The sequence below is a fragment of the Dactylosporangium sp. NPDC049140 genome (assembly GCF_040648435.1).
The window spans coordinates 21,054-35,593 of record NZ_JBEZDS010000052.1 but is presented as its reverse complement, the minus strand read 5'-3'; the positions used below and the strand labels follow the sequence as shown (position 1 = coordinate 35,593).

Annotated in this window: 18 protein-coding genes; 12 read left to right on the top strand and 6 right to left on the bottom strand. The window is 70.0% G+C overall.

The features are described from left to right. Positions 1–8: 8 nt before the first annotated feature. Positions 9–299, top strand: coding sequence for an FAD-dependent monooxygenase (locus tag AB0B76_RS48200; protein ID WP_360389566.1), 291 nt, complete (start codon positions 9–11; stop codon positions 297–299). 6 nt (positions 300–305) lie between these two features. Further along, the gene (locus AB0B76_RS48195; protein ID WP_360389563.1) at positions 306–1,100 is read left to right on the top strand and encodes an FAD-dependent monooxygenase; all 795 of its coding nucleotides are present in this window, start codon (positions 306–308) and stop codon (positions 1,098–1,100) included. Between the two features lie 19 nt (positions 1,101–1,119). On the opposite strand, the gene AB0B76_RS48190 is transcribed toward AB0B76_RS48195, so the two are convergent. The 3 genes from AB0B76_RS48190 to AB0B76_RS48180 all read right to left on the bottom strand — a co-directional run bounded on the left by AB0B76_RS48190 (position 1,120) and on the right by AB0B76_RS48180 (position 2,503). Next, entirely contained in the window at positions 1,120–1,365 is a 246-nt protein-coding gene (locus tag AB0B76_RS48190) for a hypothetical protein (RefSeq protein ID WP_360389561.1), read from the bottom strand. Positions 1,366–1,579: 214 nt separating this feature from the next. Continuing rightward, positions 1,580–1,858, bottom strand: a complete 279-nt coding sequence (locus AB0B76_RS48185) for a hypothetical protein (protein WP_360389559.1) — start codon at positions 1,856–1,858, stop codon at positions 1,580–1,582. 297 nt (positions 1,859–2,155) lie between these two features. Further along, complete coding sequence (locus AB0B76_RS48180; protein ID WP_360389556.1) at positions 2,156–2,503, bottom strand: tetratricopeptide repeat-containing protein; 348 nt, start codon at positions 2,501–2,503, stop codon at positions 2,156–2,158. 508 nt (positions 2,504–3,011) lie between these two features. Between AB0B76_RS48180 and AB0B76_RS48175 the strand changes: the two genes are divergently transcribed. After that, positions 3,012–3,182 carry a hypothetical protein gene (locus tag AB0B76_RS48175; RefSeq protein ID WP_360389553.1) on the top strand — a complete coding sequence of 57 codons (171 nt, stop codon included), beginning with the start codon at positions 3,012–3,014 and terminating at the stop codon, positions 3,180–3,182. Positions 3,183–3,273: 91 nt separating this feature from the next. Here AB0B76_RS48175 and AB0B76_RS48170 read toward each other — a convergent pair whose 3' ends face one another. After that, entirely contained in the window at positions 3,274–4,200 is a 927-nt protein-coding gene (locus AB0B76_RS48170; RefSeq protein ID WP_360389550.1) for a fumarylacetoacetate hydrolase family protein, read from the bottom strand. A gap of 447 nt (positions 4,201–4,647) precedes the next feature. Here AB0B76_RS48170 and AB0B76_RS48165 point away from each other — a divergent pair, with 447 nt between their 5' ends. The 7 genes from AB0B76_RS48165 to AB0B76_RS48135 all read left to right on the top strand — a co-directional run bounded on the left by AB0B76_RS48165 (position 4,648) and on the right by AB0B76_RS48135 (position 11,556). Continuing rightward, entirely contained in the window at positions 4,648–5,931 is a 1,284-nt protein-coding gene (locus AB0B76_RS48165; RefSeq protein ID WP_360389547.1) for an NAD(P)/FAD-dependent oxidoreductase, read from the top strand. 131 nt (positions 5,932–6,062) lie between these two features. Beyond that, a complete protein-coding gene (locus AB0B76_RS48160; RefSeq protein WP_360389544.1) occupies positions 6,063–7,664 on the top strand; it encodes an MFS transporter in 1,602 nt (533 codons plus the stop codon). After that, positions 7,651–7,986 (top strand): hypothetical protein, encoded by a 336-nt coding sequence (locus tag AB0B76_RS48155; protein WP_360389541.1) that lies wholly within the window; start codon positions 7,651–7,653, stop codon positions 7,984–7,986. The genes AB0B76_RS48160 and AB0B76_RS48155 overlap by 14 nt, the downstream gene beginning before the upstream one ends. A 2-nt stretch (positions 7,987–7,988) precedes the next feature. Beyond that, entirely contained in the window at positions 7,989–8,921 is a 933-nt protein-coding gene (locus AB0B76_RS48150; protein ID WP_360389538.1) for an alpha/beta hydrolase, read from the top strand. Further along, entirely contained in the window at positions 8,918–10,198 is a 1,281-nt protein-coding gene (locus AB0B76_RS48145) for an amidohydrolase family protein (protein ID WP_360389535.1), read from the top strand. Before AB0B76_RS48150 ends, AB0B76_RS48145 begins: the two co-directional genes overlap by 4 nt. Positions 10,199–10,277: 79 nt before the next feature. Then, positions 10,278–10,682: a nuclear transport factor 2 family protein gene (locus AB0B76_RS48140; RefSeq protein WP_360389532.1), complete on the top strand. Its 405-nt coding sequence runs from the start codon at positions 10,278–10,280 to the stop codon at positions 10,680–10,682. Positions 10,683–10,764: 82 nt separating this feature from the next. After that, positions 10,765–11,556 carry a GntR family transcriptional regulator gene (locus AB0B76_RS48135; protein ID WP_360389529.1) on the top strand — a complete coding sequence of 264 codons (792 nt, stop codon included), beginning with the start codon at positions 10,765–10,767 and terminating at the stop codon, positions 11,554–11,556. 33 nt (positions 11,557–11,589) lie between these two features. Here the strand turns inward: AB0B76_RS48135 and AB0B76_RS48130 are convergent, their stop codons facing one another. After that, on the bottom strand, positions 11,590–12,063 hold the full coding sequence (locus tag AB0B76_RS48130) for a response regulator (protein ID WP_360389527.1): 474 nt from the start codon (positions 12,061–12,063) through the stop codon (positions 11,590–11,592). A gap of 283 nt (positions 12,064–12,346) precedes the next feature. Here AB0B76_RS48130 and AB0B76_RS48125 point away from each other — a divergent pair, with 283 nt between their 5' ends. After that, entirely contained in the window at positions 12,347–12,475 is a 129-nt protein-coding gene (locus AB0B76_RS48125) for a hypothetical protein (protein ID WP_360389523.1), read from the top strand. Between the two features lie 10 nt (positions 12,476–12,485). Here the strand turns inward: AB0B76_RS48125 and AB0B76_RS48120 are convergent, their stop codons facing one another. Then, on the bottom strand, positions 12,486–13,259 hold the full coding sequence (locus AB0B76_RS48120; RefSeq protein ID WP_360389520.1) for a helix-turn-helix domain-containing protein: 774 nt from the start codon (positions 13,257–13,259) through the stop codon (positions 12,486–12,488). Between the two features lie 126 nt (positions 13,260–13,385). On the opposite strand from AB0B76_RS48120, the gene AB0B76_RS48115 reads away from it, so the two are divergent. Then, positions 13,386–14,516 (top strand): ABC transporter substrate-binding protein, encoded by a 1,131-nt coding sequence (locus AB0B76_RS48115; RefSeq protein WP_360389517.1) that lies wholly within the window; start codon positions 13,386–13,388, stop codon positions 14,514–14,516. The last annotated feature ends 24 nt before the right edge of the window (positions 14,517–14,540 follow it).

The window sequence follows — 14,540 nt, the reverse complement described above, 5'->3', positions numbered from 1 at the left end:
GCCGTCAGGTGAGGACCCGGGTCGCGATCGTCGGCGCCGGGCCGGCCGGGCTGCTGCTGGCGCACCTGCTGGACCTCGCCGGCATCGACTCGGTGCTGATCGAACGGCAGACCCCCGAGCACGTCGCCGGGCGGATCCGGGCCGGGGTGCTGGAGTCCTCGACGGTCGACGTGCTGCGCCCGGCCGGGCTCGCCGGCCGGCTTCTCGCCGAGGGCGACGAGCACCACGGCATCCACCTGCAGTGGCCGGGGGAACGGCACCGGATCGACTTCATGGCCCACGTCGGGCGTCCGGTGTAGGTGTACGTGCAGACCGAGCTCACCAAGGACCTGACGGCGATCGACCGGCAGGCGTACTACCGGGTGAGCGACGTCGCCCTGCACGACCTCACGGGCGACCGGCCCGCGGTCACGTTGACCGACGCGGGCGGCGTCGACCGCCGCGTCGCCGCTGACGTCATCGCCGACGTGGCGCCGTCCACCGCCGAGCTTATCTACGCCTGGCACCCGGACGGGTTCGCGCTGCACTCGATGCGCTCCGCCACCGTGTCCCGCTTCTACCTGCAGGTCGGCCCGGACGAGGACCCCGCCGCCTGGTCCGACGAGCGGATCTGGCAGGCGCTCGCCGACCGGCTCGGCGACGGCCTCGACGCCTGCCGGCTGGGCAGCGGGCCGATCACCGAGAAGCGCGTCCTGCCGATGCGCTCCTACGTGCAGGCGCCGATGCGGCACGGGCGGCCGTTCCTGGCCGGCGACGCCGCCCACGTCGTCCCGCCGACCGGCGCCAAGGGACTCAACCTCGCCGTCGCCGACATGGCACTGCTCGCCGACGCCCTCACCGCCCTGCTGCGCGACGGCTCGCCGGACCTCGCCGACGCCTACAGCGACACCGCGCTGCGCCCGGGTCTGGCGCTGAACCCACTTCTCCTGGTGGATGACCACCGGGGCCGCTTCGCCTGCGTGCTGAGGGGACCCGACCGCGCGACCCTGTTCATCACCGCCGCGGAGTGGCAGAGCGTCACCGCGGCCGACATGGTGACGCCGGGCGGCGGCCAGGTGCTCGCCGTCGAGGTCGACGTCCCGGGCGCCGGCTGGCCGTGACGCCGATGCCCAGTCTTCGCTACGTCGATGCCTTCGCCGGCGAATACCGCGCGAACGTGTCGGTGAACTTCGCGTCCCGGTCGCGGATCAGGAACCGGAACCGCTGCGCACGGTCGCCGAGGTCCATCAATAGGTTACGGGCCTGCTGCGTGGTCCACCCGGCGGTTGGGTGAGCGGTGACGCGCAAGATGTGGACCCGCCGGGTGGTGATCTCCATGACGAACAGGACGTATAGGCGGCGCAGCATGATGGTGTCGACGTCCAAGAAGTCGGTCGCCACCAGTCCGGATGCGTGAGTCCGCAGGAACATCCGCCAACTGGTGTCCATCTGACGCGGGGCGGGACCGACGCGCGACCTGGCAGGATGCGGCGGATGGTGCCGGCACCGACCCGGTGACCGAGCCCCACGAGCTCGCCCTGGATACGCCGGTGCCCCAACGCGGTTCTGCCGGGCCAACCGCAGCACCAGGTTGCGCAGTTCATCGCTGAGGGTGGTCGGCCCGGCCGGTTCGGGTAGGTCCAGTGCCGCCGGACCGGGCGTCGGTGCCAGGCCAGCAGGGTGCCGGAGCGATGATCCGGTGCTTCCACAGCTCTCGCGGCAGCGTGCGGACCAGCGCGGACAGGACCGCTCGTTCGGGCCAGGTCAGGCGCGGCCGACCGACCTGACGCCGCAGCACTGCGACCTTGCGACGCAGCACCAGCAGTTCGGCGATCAGCGCCGGCTCGCCGCGGGTGGCGTACGGCAGCCAGCCGAACACCCGCACCGCGCTGAGGAATGGTCAGAGGGGTCACGGGACCTGCGCCAGAGAGGAAATCGCCTGGTCAGGGCGTCGGTCTGCGTTGGTCTGGGGGACTTTCGGACGGCGACGTGTGCAAGATCGTCTCCCGGATTTCTCCCGGCATCGGGGCGTGGCTGGATCGAAACTGACCTCCTCCGTGTCAACTGTCGGCGTTGCGGTCAGATGAAGGTTTGTCCGAGGGCAGTCGGCGCGATTCTGTCCGACGCCGGGTGGTTCGAGGGCGTGGGCTGCGGTACTTCGTTGCTGTGCCTGACGTCAATGCTGGTGCCGGTTCCGGATTTCCGCCGCCTGCCGGTGCAGCGGTTCGGCGTCGGCGGTCCGGCCCAGCGTCCGGAGGGTGGCCGCGAGGTTGTCCAGCACGGTTGCTGTGTCGGGGTGGTCGGGGCCGAGGGCGGTCTCGGTGATGGCCAGCGCCCGCCGCTGCAACGGTTCGGCCTCGGCGGCCCGGCCCAGCGCCCACAGGGTGGTCGCGAGGCTGTCCAGCGCCGATGCTGTGTCGGGGTGGTCAGGGCCGAGGGCGGTCTCGGCGATGGCCAGCGCCCGCTGCTGCAGCGGTTCGGCCTCGGCGGCCCGGCCCAGCGCCCGCAGGCTGAACCCGAGCATGGTCACGCCCCTAGCTGGTGGGTAGCGCGACCCGCTCTTCGACCGTCAGCCGAGACGGCATTCGAGAGCCGCTCGACGGGTGGGATGTTCTGAGTGCCCCCGGCAAGAGACAGACCTGCGCTTCATCCCGCCGTTCTCAACGTCTCTAGCTGCGAGGATGTGGTTCCTGACCTCGTGGTTCGGGCGGGAAGCTTGGCGCAGGTTGGTCCTTTGACGACTCGGTGGAACGGCCTCCGCCGGCGAGCTGGCCTGTCCCCGCTGCAGTGGTGTGCTGCGCCCGTGGGCGTACGCGGCCAGCCGGCCGACCGGCAACTTGACGGCTCCACCCGCACGGTGCGGCCCCGCCGGGCCGCTGCACGAGCTGCCGCAGCACTCAGGTCCTGCTGCCCGGCTCGCCGCTACCGCGCCGCGCCGATGCCACCGAGGTCATCGGTGCCGCCCTGCTCGCCAAGGCGCGAGGCCGTGGCTGGCGGCAGATCGCCGCCGAGCTGGGCCGGCCGCCCCGACCGTGCGTCGCTGGCTACGCGTCACCGGTGAAGTGTGGCAGGCCGCCTCCGACCGGCGCGTCGAGCCGGCCCCCGTTCATCACCGCTACCCGCTCGCCGAGGCGGCCGCGGCGCACGTCGCCGCGGCGAGCAGAGAGACCTTCGGCCGGGTGGTCCTGGAGGTCGGGCAGTAGGCCGGCGTGAGCGCAGGCGGCGCTTTCGCGCGGACGTCCGTTGCGGCGCGCTTGGGCAGCGCGCCGCACACGAACGCGTCCGCGAGCATACTCAGGCGGCGGCGTTCAACTGTTCAGGTTCGATCCGGTTGCGCAAGGTTCCGATGCCCTCGACCTCGGCCACCATCTCGTCCCCGGGCTGCAGATAGCGGGAGTTCTTGTCGCCGGCGCCGACGCCGGCGGGGGTTCCCGTCGCGATGACGTCACCCGGCAGAAGCTGGACGATCCGGCTGAGAAACGCGATCTGCGCCTTCAGGTCGAAGATCATCTCGGCTGTCGTGGAGTTCTGCTTGACGAGGCCGTTGACCATCAGTGTCATCTTGAGGTCGCCGGGGTTGGCGCAGAACTTCGACGGCACGAGCCATGGCCCCATCGGGCAGGTAGTGGCCCAACCCTTCTGAGTGAACCAGTCGAACGCCATCGGCGGCTCGGGAGCTGGCTCGCGCTTGAACCGGTCGCGTACGGATACGTCATTGATCACGGTATAGCCGGCCACACAGTCAAGGGCGTGCTGCTCGGACAGGTTACGCGCCGAGGTGCCGATGACCGCGGCGAGTTCCACTTCCCAGTCCAGGCGCTCGATGCCGTGCGGCAGCACGACGGCGCTGTCTGGACCCACGACGGTTGAGGTCGGCTTGAGGAAGAAGAACGGGCCGTGGAGCGGACGCGCGATCGGGGCGTCGCGGGGAAGCCCGCGCATCTCGCGGGCGTGATCGGCATAGTTGGCGCCGCACATGTAGAGGTTGCGGGGCTCCGGAAGCGGGGCCGCGAACTGCACGTCCCGCACCGGAACACCCGGGCCCAGACGGCCCGCCCCGATGGCGGACTCGATCTGTCCCATCCATCCTGGCCAGTCGTCCAGCACCATCCGCATCGAGGGACCGCCGGGAAGTTCGTACACGGTGTCGTCGTAGACGACCGCCGTCTTGGGGCCGCCTCCAGATTCAATGCTGGCCAGCACGTAGCGAGGGATCGTCATGTGGTGCCTCCAATGTGAACAACGACGGGGAAGCGAACACGGCGAGGGAAGGTATATAGAGTTCTACCTGGGCGCCTGTGGGTCAACGCCGTCAGCTCGAGAGCCAGGCCGCCGTCGGCGAGGACCGCCGGGAGGACGCCGCGCGCGTACCCGCGCAGCTCTTCCAGCGTGCCCGCCGGCCCGGCCAACTGCGGAAGCCAGGTCAACTGAGTGACTCTTGGCGCAGATAGCGCTGGTGGTCGATCTCCGGGCAAGGTGGTCGCGGCACGCGGTGACGGCCACCCTCAGCTCCCCACCGGGTGCGCCGTCACGGTCGCGCGAGACGGTCGGGTACAGCATCGAAGGCCCCTCCCCTCCTCGCCCTGCGTACGCAATCGATCGTCAAACTCTATGGACTTCGGTTTCTAAGGCTATATGATCCACCTCACGTACTCAGAGGAGGTGGACGTGAGCACTGCACCCGGGAAGGGAACCGCAGGTCGCGCGGCCAAGTCATTGCACGTGCTGATCATCGGCGGCGGCATCGGAGGGCTCTGCCTGGCGCAGGGCCTGCGCAAGAGCGGCGTCAGCTGCGCCGTCTACGAGACCGCGCCGGAGGTCGTGCGCACCGGCTACCGCCTGCACATGAACAGCGAAGGCGGCCGGGCCCTGCAGCAGTGCCTGCCCGAGCCCTTGTATGAGCTGTACGCGCAGACCTCGACGGTCACCCCGCGGCGAGCGCTCATGGTTCACTTCGACCACCTGGGCAACGAAGTGGGCACGCGTCCCCACCTGGATCCGCCCAACGACCCCGTTCGCCCCCACACAGCGGTCAACCGGCGCACTTTGCGGCAGATCATGATGGTGGGCCTGAAGGACGTTCTGCACCTCGGCCGCACTGCTACCGGGTTCGCGGCCGATGGCGACGGCGTGCGAGTGCTGTTCGCCGACGGTTCGTCCGTGACCGGGGATGTCCTGGTCGCCGCGGACGGCATCCACTCCGTCATCCGCCGACAGCTTCTGCCTGGCGTGCCGGTCGTGGACACCGGGCTCCGCGGCCTCTATGCGCTCGCGCCCTTGACCGACGAGATGGTGGCGACCTTGCCTGCCGGTCTCTTCGACGGGTTCGCCATGATCTCCGACCCGAAGGGAACCCTGCTGGTCTGCGGCGCGTACCGGCCCCGGCGTCCGATCGCCGAGGCGGTCGCCGATCTCGCGCCCGGCGCCGAGATCGATCCGATCGGTCCCTATCTCATGACCGGCCTGTTCACCCCGCCCGGCAGCGACGTGTTCCCCGGGGACGCGGAGCTCTGGAGCGCGACCGCGGATGCACGGCACAACCTCATGCGGGCGGTCGTCGACGACTGGCACCCGGTCTGGTCAGGGCTGGTGGGGCGGGCCGATCCGGCGACGATCGTTCCGGTGACGGTACGCCACCTGGAGCCGGCCGAGCCGTGGCCGGCCTCGCGGGTCACCCTGCTCGGCGACGCCATCCACGCCATGCCGCCCGCCTACGGTACCGGCGGCAACACCGCGTTGCGGGATGCCGCGTCCCTGGCCCGGGCCCTGACCCAGGCGGCCCGCGGACAGGTGCCGCTGCTGGAGGCGATCGGCGCGTACGAAGCCGAAATGCGCGCCGAGGTGTTCCCCATCCTCAGGGCGGCGTCCGATCCCCGGTCCAGCACCGTGCCGGAGTTCCTGCCCGACCTTCAGATGACGGGACAGCGCCCCGCGGCCGACTACCCGGACTGACCGCGTCCGAAGCGAAGCAAGAGGACTTTCCCCTTCGAATCTGCACACCCCCGACTGGAGTCACACACCCCCGACTGGAGTCAAGCATGTCCGTCCCTGATAGGAGCGCAGCCCCGGCTTCGGCCGGAGGGATGCGCACAGCCACGCTCATCGCGGTTTGCGTCGGCGTGTGCCTGGCCCAGCTCGCCATCGCCATGCCCGCCACGCTCAGCGGAGCATTACAGCAGAACCTCCACTTGACGGGATCCCAGGTCACCTGGGTTACCGTCGTCCTGCTGCTTCCGATCACGGTGCTCGAGCTGACCTTCGGCGTGCTCGGCGACCTGTTCGGCCGCAAGCGCCTGCTGACGGGCGGCGCCGCCCTGCTGGCGGCCGGCGAGTTGATCTCGGCGCTCGCCCACGATTCCGCCCTGCTGCTGGCCGGCCAGCTTCTGTCGGGCATCGCCGCGGCCGCGCTCTTCCCCAGCACGCTCGCCATGGTGGCAGCCGGAACGCGCACCCTGCGAGAACGCGCGCGCGGGATCGCGGTTTGGGGCGCGGCCATGGCCATCGGCGGCGGCCTCGCTCCTCTTCTCGGCGGGCTCACCGCGACCTACGGGTCGCTGCGGTTGTCGTTCTCCTCCGTGGCGGCGCTCGCGGTGATCGGCGTGATCATCTCCCGCTTCGCCCAGGACTCGAACGCGCCGCAGGGACGCTCGCTCGACTGGGCCGGCCAGGTCACCATCGTGATCGGGCTGTCCGCGTTGCTCTACGGCGTCATCCAGGGCCCGAGCGACGGCTGGTCCTCACCTCGAGTTGTCACCGCATTCGTGACGGCAGCCGTGTTCCTGGTGCTCTTCCTGTTCGCCGAGTCCAGGGGGCGGTCGCCGTTGCTCCAGCTCGGGCTTTTCCGTAACCGCGAGTTCGCGGCGGTATCGGTCGTCGCGGTAGTCGGCATGTTCTCCTTCCTCGGCTTCGCGTACGCAACGAGCTTCCGCCTGGGTGTGATCCAGCACCTCAGCCCGATCCTCCTGGCCGTTCCGTTCCTGGCAGCCAACGGCGTCATGGTGGTGCAAGCCCCGGTCACCGCGCGCTTACTGGAGCGAGCCAGGCCGCGCGTCGTTCTTTGCGGCGGTGCGCTTCTCATCGCCGTCGGGGCGTTCTGGATGGCGGCCCTGAGTATCACCAACCGGTCGGTGGTTGCGGTCTTGGCGCCACAGATCATCGTGGGCGTCGGCGCTGCGCTGTTGATCGCCTCGATCAGCGCGGTCGCGGTGAACAGCGTGCCGGCGCACCTGGCGGGCATGGCCAGCGGGTCGATCAGCATGCTGCGTGACCTCGGTCTCGCGCTGGGACCGGCGATCGTCGGCGCGGTCGCGCTGAGCCGCGCGTCTTCGCTGTTCGGCAGGGGCCTGGAGGATTCCGCTCTGCCTCCCGGGCTCAAGGCCGCCGCCGGAGCGGTCGCCCAGGCCGGCGGTCCGCTTGCCGTGAATTCGGTGCCGCCGAACAGTCCCCCCGGCCAGGCCGCTCCCATCGCCATGGCAGCGCTCGGTTCTGGCTACTCCGTCGGCTTCGCGGTGTGCGGCGTGGCGGCCGTGATCGCCGGCCTACTCGCCGTGGTGACACTGCGCGGTGCGAGCCGGGTGGCGGGCGCGGACATCCCGTCGCCTGCCGAGACGACGGTCGGGCCGGCCGGGCGGGAGGCGGGAGCCACCGGTTCACGGGAAAGGGACGTGGCGAGTGAAGGTCGCTAATATTGGTCACCGCGCGCACCTGGTCGAGGGCGGCCTCTGCTTCGATATCGCACAGGCGAGCGATGGCCGTTTCCCCGCTGACCCCCAGGCGGTCTTCGCCCGGTGGCAGGAAATCTCGGACTGGGCCGCGGGAAGCTGCCTTGGCAACGGCCGGCCCTACCAGGCAAGCGAACTGCTGCCGCCAGTGCCGCGGCCGCGGCAGATCTTCGGCATCGGTCTCAACTACCTTGAGCATGCGGCCGAAGCCAGGGTGGACCCTCCGCGTGAGCCGATGGTCTTCACCAAGTTCGTCACCAGTCTCACGCCGCCGGGGAGGAACTGACCATGCTCAGTCCAGCGCTGCTCGCACAGCTGCGGCAGGCGGTCCAGCCGGATCCGGCCACCCAGCCCCTTCCGGCACCACAGGTACGGCATCCGGGTACCCGGTCCTACAGCGACATCGAGTTCGCGGCGTGGGAGGGCTATCGGCCCCTTCTGATGGACGTGCACCGTCCCGCGGCAGCGGGCCCGGCCGGCCTTGTCGTTTACGTGCACGGGGGCGGCTGGCGGAGAGGGTCACGGCGGCGCTTCCCGTTCGCCGTCTCCACGTTCACCGAGGCCGGCCTGGCGCTGGCGTGCATCGACTACCGGCTCAGCGCCGAGGCGACCTTCCCCGCCCAGCTGAGGGACGTCTACGCCGCCCTGAGCTGGCTGGCCGCCCGGGGCAGCGAGCTCGACCTGGACACCTCCAGCGTGCTGCTCTGGGGTGAGTCAGCCGGGGCTCATCTCGCCGCGCTGGCCGGCCTTGGCGCTCGGGATGCGGCCGGGGAAACGCATGCCGCGGTCACTGAACCGCGGCCGGCGGTCGCGGGCGTCGTGGACTGGTTCGGGCCAGCCGACCTTCCGGCGATGTGCGACCCGGCCGACCCGCACCTGCGCGAGGCTCAGCTGATCGGCGGCCCGATCGGCGAGCGCCTGGCCGAGGCGCGCGCGGCGAGCCCGGTCAACCACGTCGGGCCGGACGCGCCGCCGTTCCTGATCATGCACGGCACCGCGGACTCGCTGGTACCCGTCACGCAGAGCCAGGCGCTGGCCGCGGCACTGACCCGGGCAGGAGCCGAGGTCGAGCTGATCACCGTGCCCGGCGCCGAGCACGGATGGCTCGGCATGGACGACACCGCACCGCTCGTCGCGTCCGTGCGGAATTTCGCAGAAAAGCGCCTCGGCGCTTCCCGGTGCCGCACTGCGGACCGAGCAATTGAGGAGCAGGGAAAATGACAACTGTCTTTATCGACGCGAGGATCTTCGACGGCACCGGGGGCGAGCCTTTCGCCGGGGAGGTGCGCGTGGAGGGCGACCGGGTCACCCAAGTCGCCGCCGGTTCGGGCCAGGTCAACCGGGAGGGCGCCGAGGTCGTCGACGCTGCGGGAAAGACCCTGCTGCCCGGTCTCATCGAGGCGCACGCCCACCTGTCGTGGCCGTCGTCGGTGGACCGGCTGATCCCCACCATGGAACTTCCGGCGGAAGAACACCTGCTAGTCACCGCCCACAACGCCAAGACTCTGCTGGATGCCGGGTTCACCAGCGCGTACTCGGCCGGATCGCTCGGCGGCAGGTTCGAGATCGCGCTGCGCGCGGAGATCAACGGCGGCTGGCTGCCCGGTCCGCGGCTGCGCGCGTCATGTATCGAGCGCGCACCCGAAGGCGACGTCGGCGTCCCCGACTCACACGATCCGGACGACCACGGCCGCGGCCCGGAGGCGGTACGGGCATTCGTCCGCAAATGGGCGGCCAACGGTGTCGATACGATCAAGTTCCTGCTGTCCAGCGACGACGCATTCGTGCCAGGCGGCTCGCATCAACTCCTGTACACCGACGAGGAGGTGCAAGCGGCCGGAGAGCAGGCCCGCGAGTCCGGGGTCTGGCTGGCCTGTCACGCTCACGCCGCCGCGTCGGTCAAGCAGGCGGTGCAGAACGGCTTCCGCGCCATCTACCACTGCACGCACGCCGATGAGGAGGCCCTGGACCTGCTCGAGGAAGCCAAGGACCGCGTCTTCGTCGCACCGGCGGTGGGAGTGGTCTACACCGGTGCTTACGAGGCAGCGCAGTTCGGCATGGACGCCACGGTCATTGCCGAGAAGGGCATGCTGGAAACGCTCGAACGGTGGAGTACGGTCATCCCGGAGATGCGGCGCCGCGGTATCCGGGTACTGCCCGGCGGCGACTACGGTTTTCCGTGGAACCCGAACGGAGCCAACGCCCGCGACCTGCAGTATTTCGTGGAACTGTACGGCTTCAGCCCCGCCGAAGCCCTGCGGGCAGCCACGATGTACGGCGGCCAGCTGATGGGCATGGGCGACGAACTCGGGCTGGTCCGCGAAGGCTACCTTGCCGACCTGCTGCTGGTGGACGGCGATCCGCTGCGGGACATCGGTATCCTGCGTGACCGCGACAGGATCACGCACATCATGCAAGGCGGCCGTTTCCACAAGCGCCCTCGGCGCGAGGAACTCGAGTCCCTGCTCGCCCTGCAACACCAGAGCGTTCACGCCTGAGCCTGGATCCACCGGCGAAATCCCGGATGTTGCCGGCATTCACAGGAAAAGGTGCCCTCTGAACTCGTAGGAGAAGTTCATGACCGCAGCCACCGATGTCGCCGAGATCCTGACCCTGCGCCCCGAGGTGCCCGGCTGGCTCGTCGACCACTACGCCTTGGTCGACGCCGGCGATCTCGACGGGTACAGCAAGGACTTCGCCGACGACCTCACCCTGACCTTCGGCGCGCTTCCGCCGCTGCACGGAAAGGCGTCCGCGGTCCAGGCGCTGCGGGCCGCGCACCAGACGCACGCGATGCAGCACACCTTCCGCAACGTCTGGGACGCGCACGGCCACGTCATGATCCAATTCCAGGAGCGGTTCACCTTCCCGGACGGCCGGGTCGAGACCGTGCCCACCATGGCGGTCATCCGGCATGACGCGCACATCATCAGCAGTCTTCAGGTATTCATCGACCGCGCGCCGTTCGTCACCGTGCCATGAGCGCAGCCACCACACGCGCTAGCGCCGACCGAATCAGCCGCCTCGGTGCCGGCGGCCGTCAACGCGATAGGCAGGATTAGACATGAAGGCTGTACAGAACGGGGCGGATGACGCGGCCGAGCTGACCGCGGTGCGCCAGTCGCCATCCGGCGGCCCGGTGCATACGGGCGCAAACGGCCGGCAGGCCACCGCGGAAGTCGGGAACCGGCTCCGCACGATGATCCTGCAAGGTGCGCTTGAGCCCGGCTCGGTGCTGTCTCAGGTCGCGCTGGCCCGGCAGCTGGGCGTCAGCACCACGCCCGTCCGGGAAGCGATCCGGCTACTCGAAGCCGAGGGGCTGCTGATAACCGAGCGCAATCACCGTGCGCGTGTCCCGCCGCTCGACATTCAGGATCTTGACGCGGTCTACAGCAGCCGGGTGCTGCTGGAATCCATGGCGGTCGCCGTGACCACCCAGCGCATGACGAGTGCGGACCATGCGGCCCTGGCAGACAACGTGGCCAGGCTGGTAGCGGCGGTCAAGAACGACGACCTGCCGGCCTGGGATGCCGCCCACCTCGAGTTCCACCGCCGGATCGTGGCACTCACCAGCCCGTCGCAGGCGCAGATCATCGCGAACCTGATGGACCGCGCCGAGCGCTACCGGCGGGTGTCCGTGCTGTCCTCGCGGCCTCGCGTGTGGGCGTCGGTGAACACCGAGCACGAGAAGATCGCCGAAGCGATTCTGTCGCGGGATCCAGCGGCCGCAGCCGGCTGCCTGGCCCGACACCTGGCCCGCACCGCCCTCGTGCTGACAGCCGACTTCGCGCCTGAGGCAGACGCGATCTGCACGCGGACCGCCCTGCAAATCGTCGGGTCATGGCAAGGTTCGTAACCGAGGACCACCGAACCCTCCTGACACGGTCCTCTATAGAGTTGCCTGCAGGCGGGCGTACCTTTCTGATCCGCGAAGGTGCGCTCCGCTTGTGTGGGTGAAGAGACGACTGATCTGCTGGACGGCGGTCTCGAAGGGGTGCAGATCCAGTGGTTTGGTCACGAAGGCGTTCGCGTGCCGGGTGTAGCTGGCCAGAACGTCACCATCGGTGTCTGAGGTGGTCAACACGACCGCCGGGATCGATTCCAGATCCGGGTCGTTCCTCACCTCGCTGAGCACGTCGTGACCGCTGATCCGGGGCATGTTCAGATCCAGCAGGATCAGGTCCGGCCGGGCTGCCTCGGTGTACGGCTCATGACGGCCCAGATAGTCCACCGCTTCCTGTCCGTCGGCGACCCGGGCGATCTCGGGCGGGTTCGCGACGGCCTGCAGCGCCTCCTCGATCATGAGGGTGTCCGCGTCGTCATCGTCGACGATCAGCACCTTGAGTGTGTGCCCGGCTGCCACGGCCCGCTCCGTCCTCGGCGGGACATTCCCATCGTCCCGGTTGGATATCACCCCGAAAAGCTACGGCACGCCGGAGTCCGCGACGCCAACACCGAGCAAAGGCTGACGTCCGGGCGCCGACAACGACAGCGGCGACTATTTGCCGGGCGGTTCGAGGGGTCCGGCGTTTGCGCCGGAACCCCGGCTTACGCGACGCGGGACGCGCTGACCGGCATCGAGACCTTCCGCCTGCACCCTGGGAACCACGCTGCGGGCGGAGAGGACCCTCGCCACGTCGCAACCCGTGCGGCGGATCGAGGTGATCGGCGGCCACCGCGAGCCCGCCCACATTCTGGCGACGGGCGGCGGCAGCGCCTGCGACGTCTCGGTCGCCGCCGGCGACATCTTCGTCGCCGGCCGGCGCCCTCGCTGAGCCCTGGCGTTCATCGGACGGGCTCGGGCGGCTCGACCAGCGCGGGGAGGCTGATGCCGAGTGCGTCGCCGAGTTTCCGCAGGGTGCCCACGGTGGGGTTGGCGACGCCCTGCTCGACGTTGACCAGCATCCGGCGGCTCACCCCGGTGGCCTCCGCCAGCCGGTCGAGTGTCCACCGGCGCGCCTGCCGGGCCAGCCGGACCCGGGCCCCGATCGCCGCCGCCAACGCCGCCAGGTCATCCTCGGATGGTGCACTTTTCTGCACTACTGGCGCAGGTGGTTGCGGGTCCTCCGGCCCCCGGGAGGCGAGCCACGGCGGGAGCGGGCGCCCCGCGCTGGCCGCGGCGAGAAGCTCCGCGCACGCGGCTTCCAGCCGGCCGAGCCCTTGCGGGCTGAGTGCGTCGAAGACCGCGGCGCGCACCGCCGCGACGTGACCTGGCGCGGCGGCCGCCACCTTGGCGTACCCCGCCTCGGTCAGCACGGCGACGCTGCCCCGCCGGTCGTGCGGGGACCGCTCGCGGCGGATCCATCCGCGCCGCTCCAGGGCGGTCACCAGGTGTGAGAGCCGCGACCGGGAGCCGTTCGCCATCGCGGCCAGCTCGCTCATGCGCATCGCCCGGTCCGGCATCTCCGACAGCGTGGACATGACGGCGTACCCGAAGTGGGTCAGCCCGGCGTCGCGCTGCAGCTGCCCCTCGATCTGGTCACCCACAAAACCCAGCACCACCGCGAAGAGCCGCCACACCCGCACCTCCCGCTCGGTCAACCACCGCACCTGCTCCATCGGACCGACGATACGGGACCATCCGGCAGCGGATGTGGTGCGGACAACTGTTGACCGTTCAACTACAAGGCTCTAGCGTCGCAGTTGCTTGTACGGACAATCACCTCGGCGGAGAGGACTCCAGCCATGACCACACTCAGCAGGCGACAGGCGCTCGGCGCGGCGGGGACGATGCTCGGCGCGGCCGCGCTGGGCGCCGCGATCCCCGCCAGCGCCTCGGCCGCGTACACGGGCATGCCGGTGCCGGAGGAGCGCAAGTCGCTCACGCAGCTGTACGCCGACGCCCTCCGCGAGGGCGGCGAGCTCGTCATCTACGCCGGCGGCGACACCCAGGACCAGCAGGACGCCACCAAACAGGCCTTCCTGTCCCAGTTCCCGGACATCAAGCTCACCATGGTCGTCGACTACAGCAAGTTCCACGACGTACGCGTCGACAACCAGCTCGCCACCGGCACCCTCGTCCCCGACGTGGTCCAGCTGCAGACCCTGCAGGACTTCACCCGGTGGAAGAGCCTTGGCGTGCTCCAGCCGTACAAGCCGGCCGGCTTCTCGAAGCTGTACCCCGCCTTCCGCGACCCGGACGGCGCCTGGGTCGGCATCGCCGTGTTGTCCTTCAGCTACATGTACGACGACAGCCTCGGCACCGCCGCACCCGCCACCCCGCTAGACCTGGCCGACTCCCGCTGGAAGGGCACGATCGCGTCCTCGTACCCGAACGACGACGACGCCGTCCTCTACCTGTACAAGCTGTACGCGCAGGCCTACGGCTGGGACTGGGTGGCCCGCCTCGCCGCGCAGGACATCCAGTTCGGCCGCGGCACACCCACCCCGATCGTCGCGGTCGCCAGCAAGCAGAAGCAGGTCGGCATCGGCGGCGTCGGCTCCCTGACCGGCCCGCTCGCGCCCGGCGTGAAATGGGTCGCGCCCGGTGGGCACCCGTTCATGGCGTGGGGCCAGCGGGCCGCGATCCTCGCCAAGGCCAAGCACCCCGCCGCCGCCAAGCTCTACCTGAACTGGTCACTGTCGGTCCCCGTACAGCAGGCCTCCTTCGACGGCTGGGCGGTACGTACCGACGTCCAGCCCCAGGGCGGCCTCAAGCCGATCTGGGAGTACCCCAACGCCCACCTCGACGGCTTCCCAGCCTTCATGGCCGACCGGGCCGAAGCCGAACGCTGGCGGCAGACCTTCACCCTCTACTTCGGCGAGGTCCAGGGCCCGCCCAGCCCCGGCGTGCTCGGCCTGCACCCCGGCCGGTGAACCGGCCCGTCCCGCCCGCCATCG

Bases quoted from the DNA above. Each gene is read 5' to 3' on its own strand.
- AB0B76_RS48170 (WP_360389550.1), bottom strand. From the start codon at position 4,200: ATGACGATCCCTCGCTACGTGCTGGCCAGCATTGAATCTGGAGGCGGC.
- AB0B76_RS48180 (WP_360389556.1), bottom strand. From the start codon at position 2,503: ATGCTCGGGTTCAGCCTGCGGGCGCTGGGCCGGGCCGCCGAGGCCGAA.
- AB0B76_RS48160 (WP_360389544.1), top strand. From the start codon at position 6,063: ATGCGCACAGCCACGCTCATCGCGGTTTGCGTCGGCGTGTGCCTGGCC.
- AB0B76_RS48120 (WP_360389520.1), bottom strand. From the start codon at position 13,259: ATGGAGCAGGTGCGGTGGTTGACCGAGCGGGAGGTGCGGGTGTGGCGG.
- AB0B76_RS48140 (WP_360389532.1), top strand. From the start codon at position 10,278: ATGACCGCAGCCACCGATGTCGCCGAGATCCTGACCCTGCGCCCCGAG.
- AB0B76_RS48115 (WP_360389517.1), top strand. From the start codon at position 13,386: ATGACCACACTCAGCAGGCGACAGGCGCTCGGCGCGGCGGGGACGATG.
- AB0B76_RS48135 (WP_360389529.1), top strand. From the start codon at position 10,765: ATGAAGGCTGTACAGAACGGGGCGGATGACGCGGCCGAGCTGACCGCG.
- AB0B76_RS48150 (WP_360389538.1), top strand. From the start codon at position 7,989: ATGCTCAGTCCAGCGCTGCTCGCACAGCTGCGGCAGGCGGTCCAGCCG.
- AB0B76_RS48145 (WP_360389535.1), top strand. From the start codon at position 8,918: ATGACAACTGTCTTTATCGACGCGAGGATCTTCGACGGCACCGGGGGC.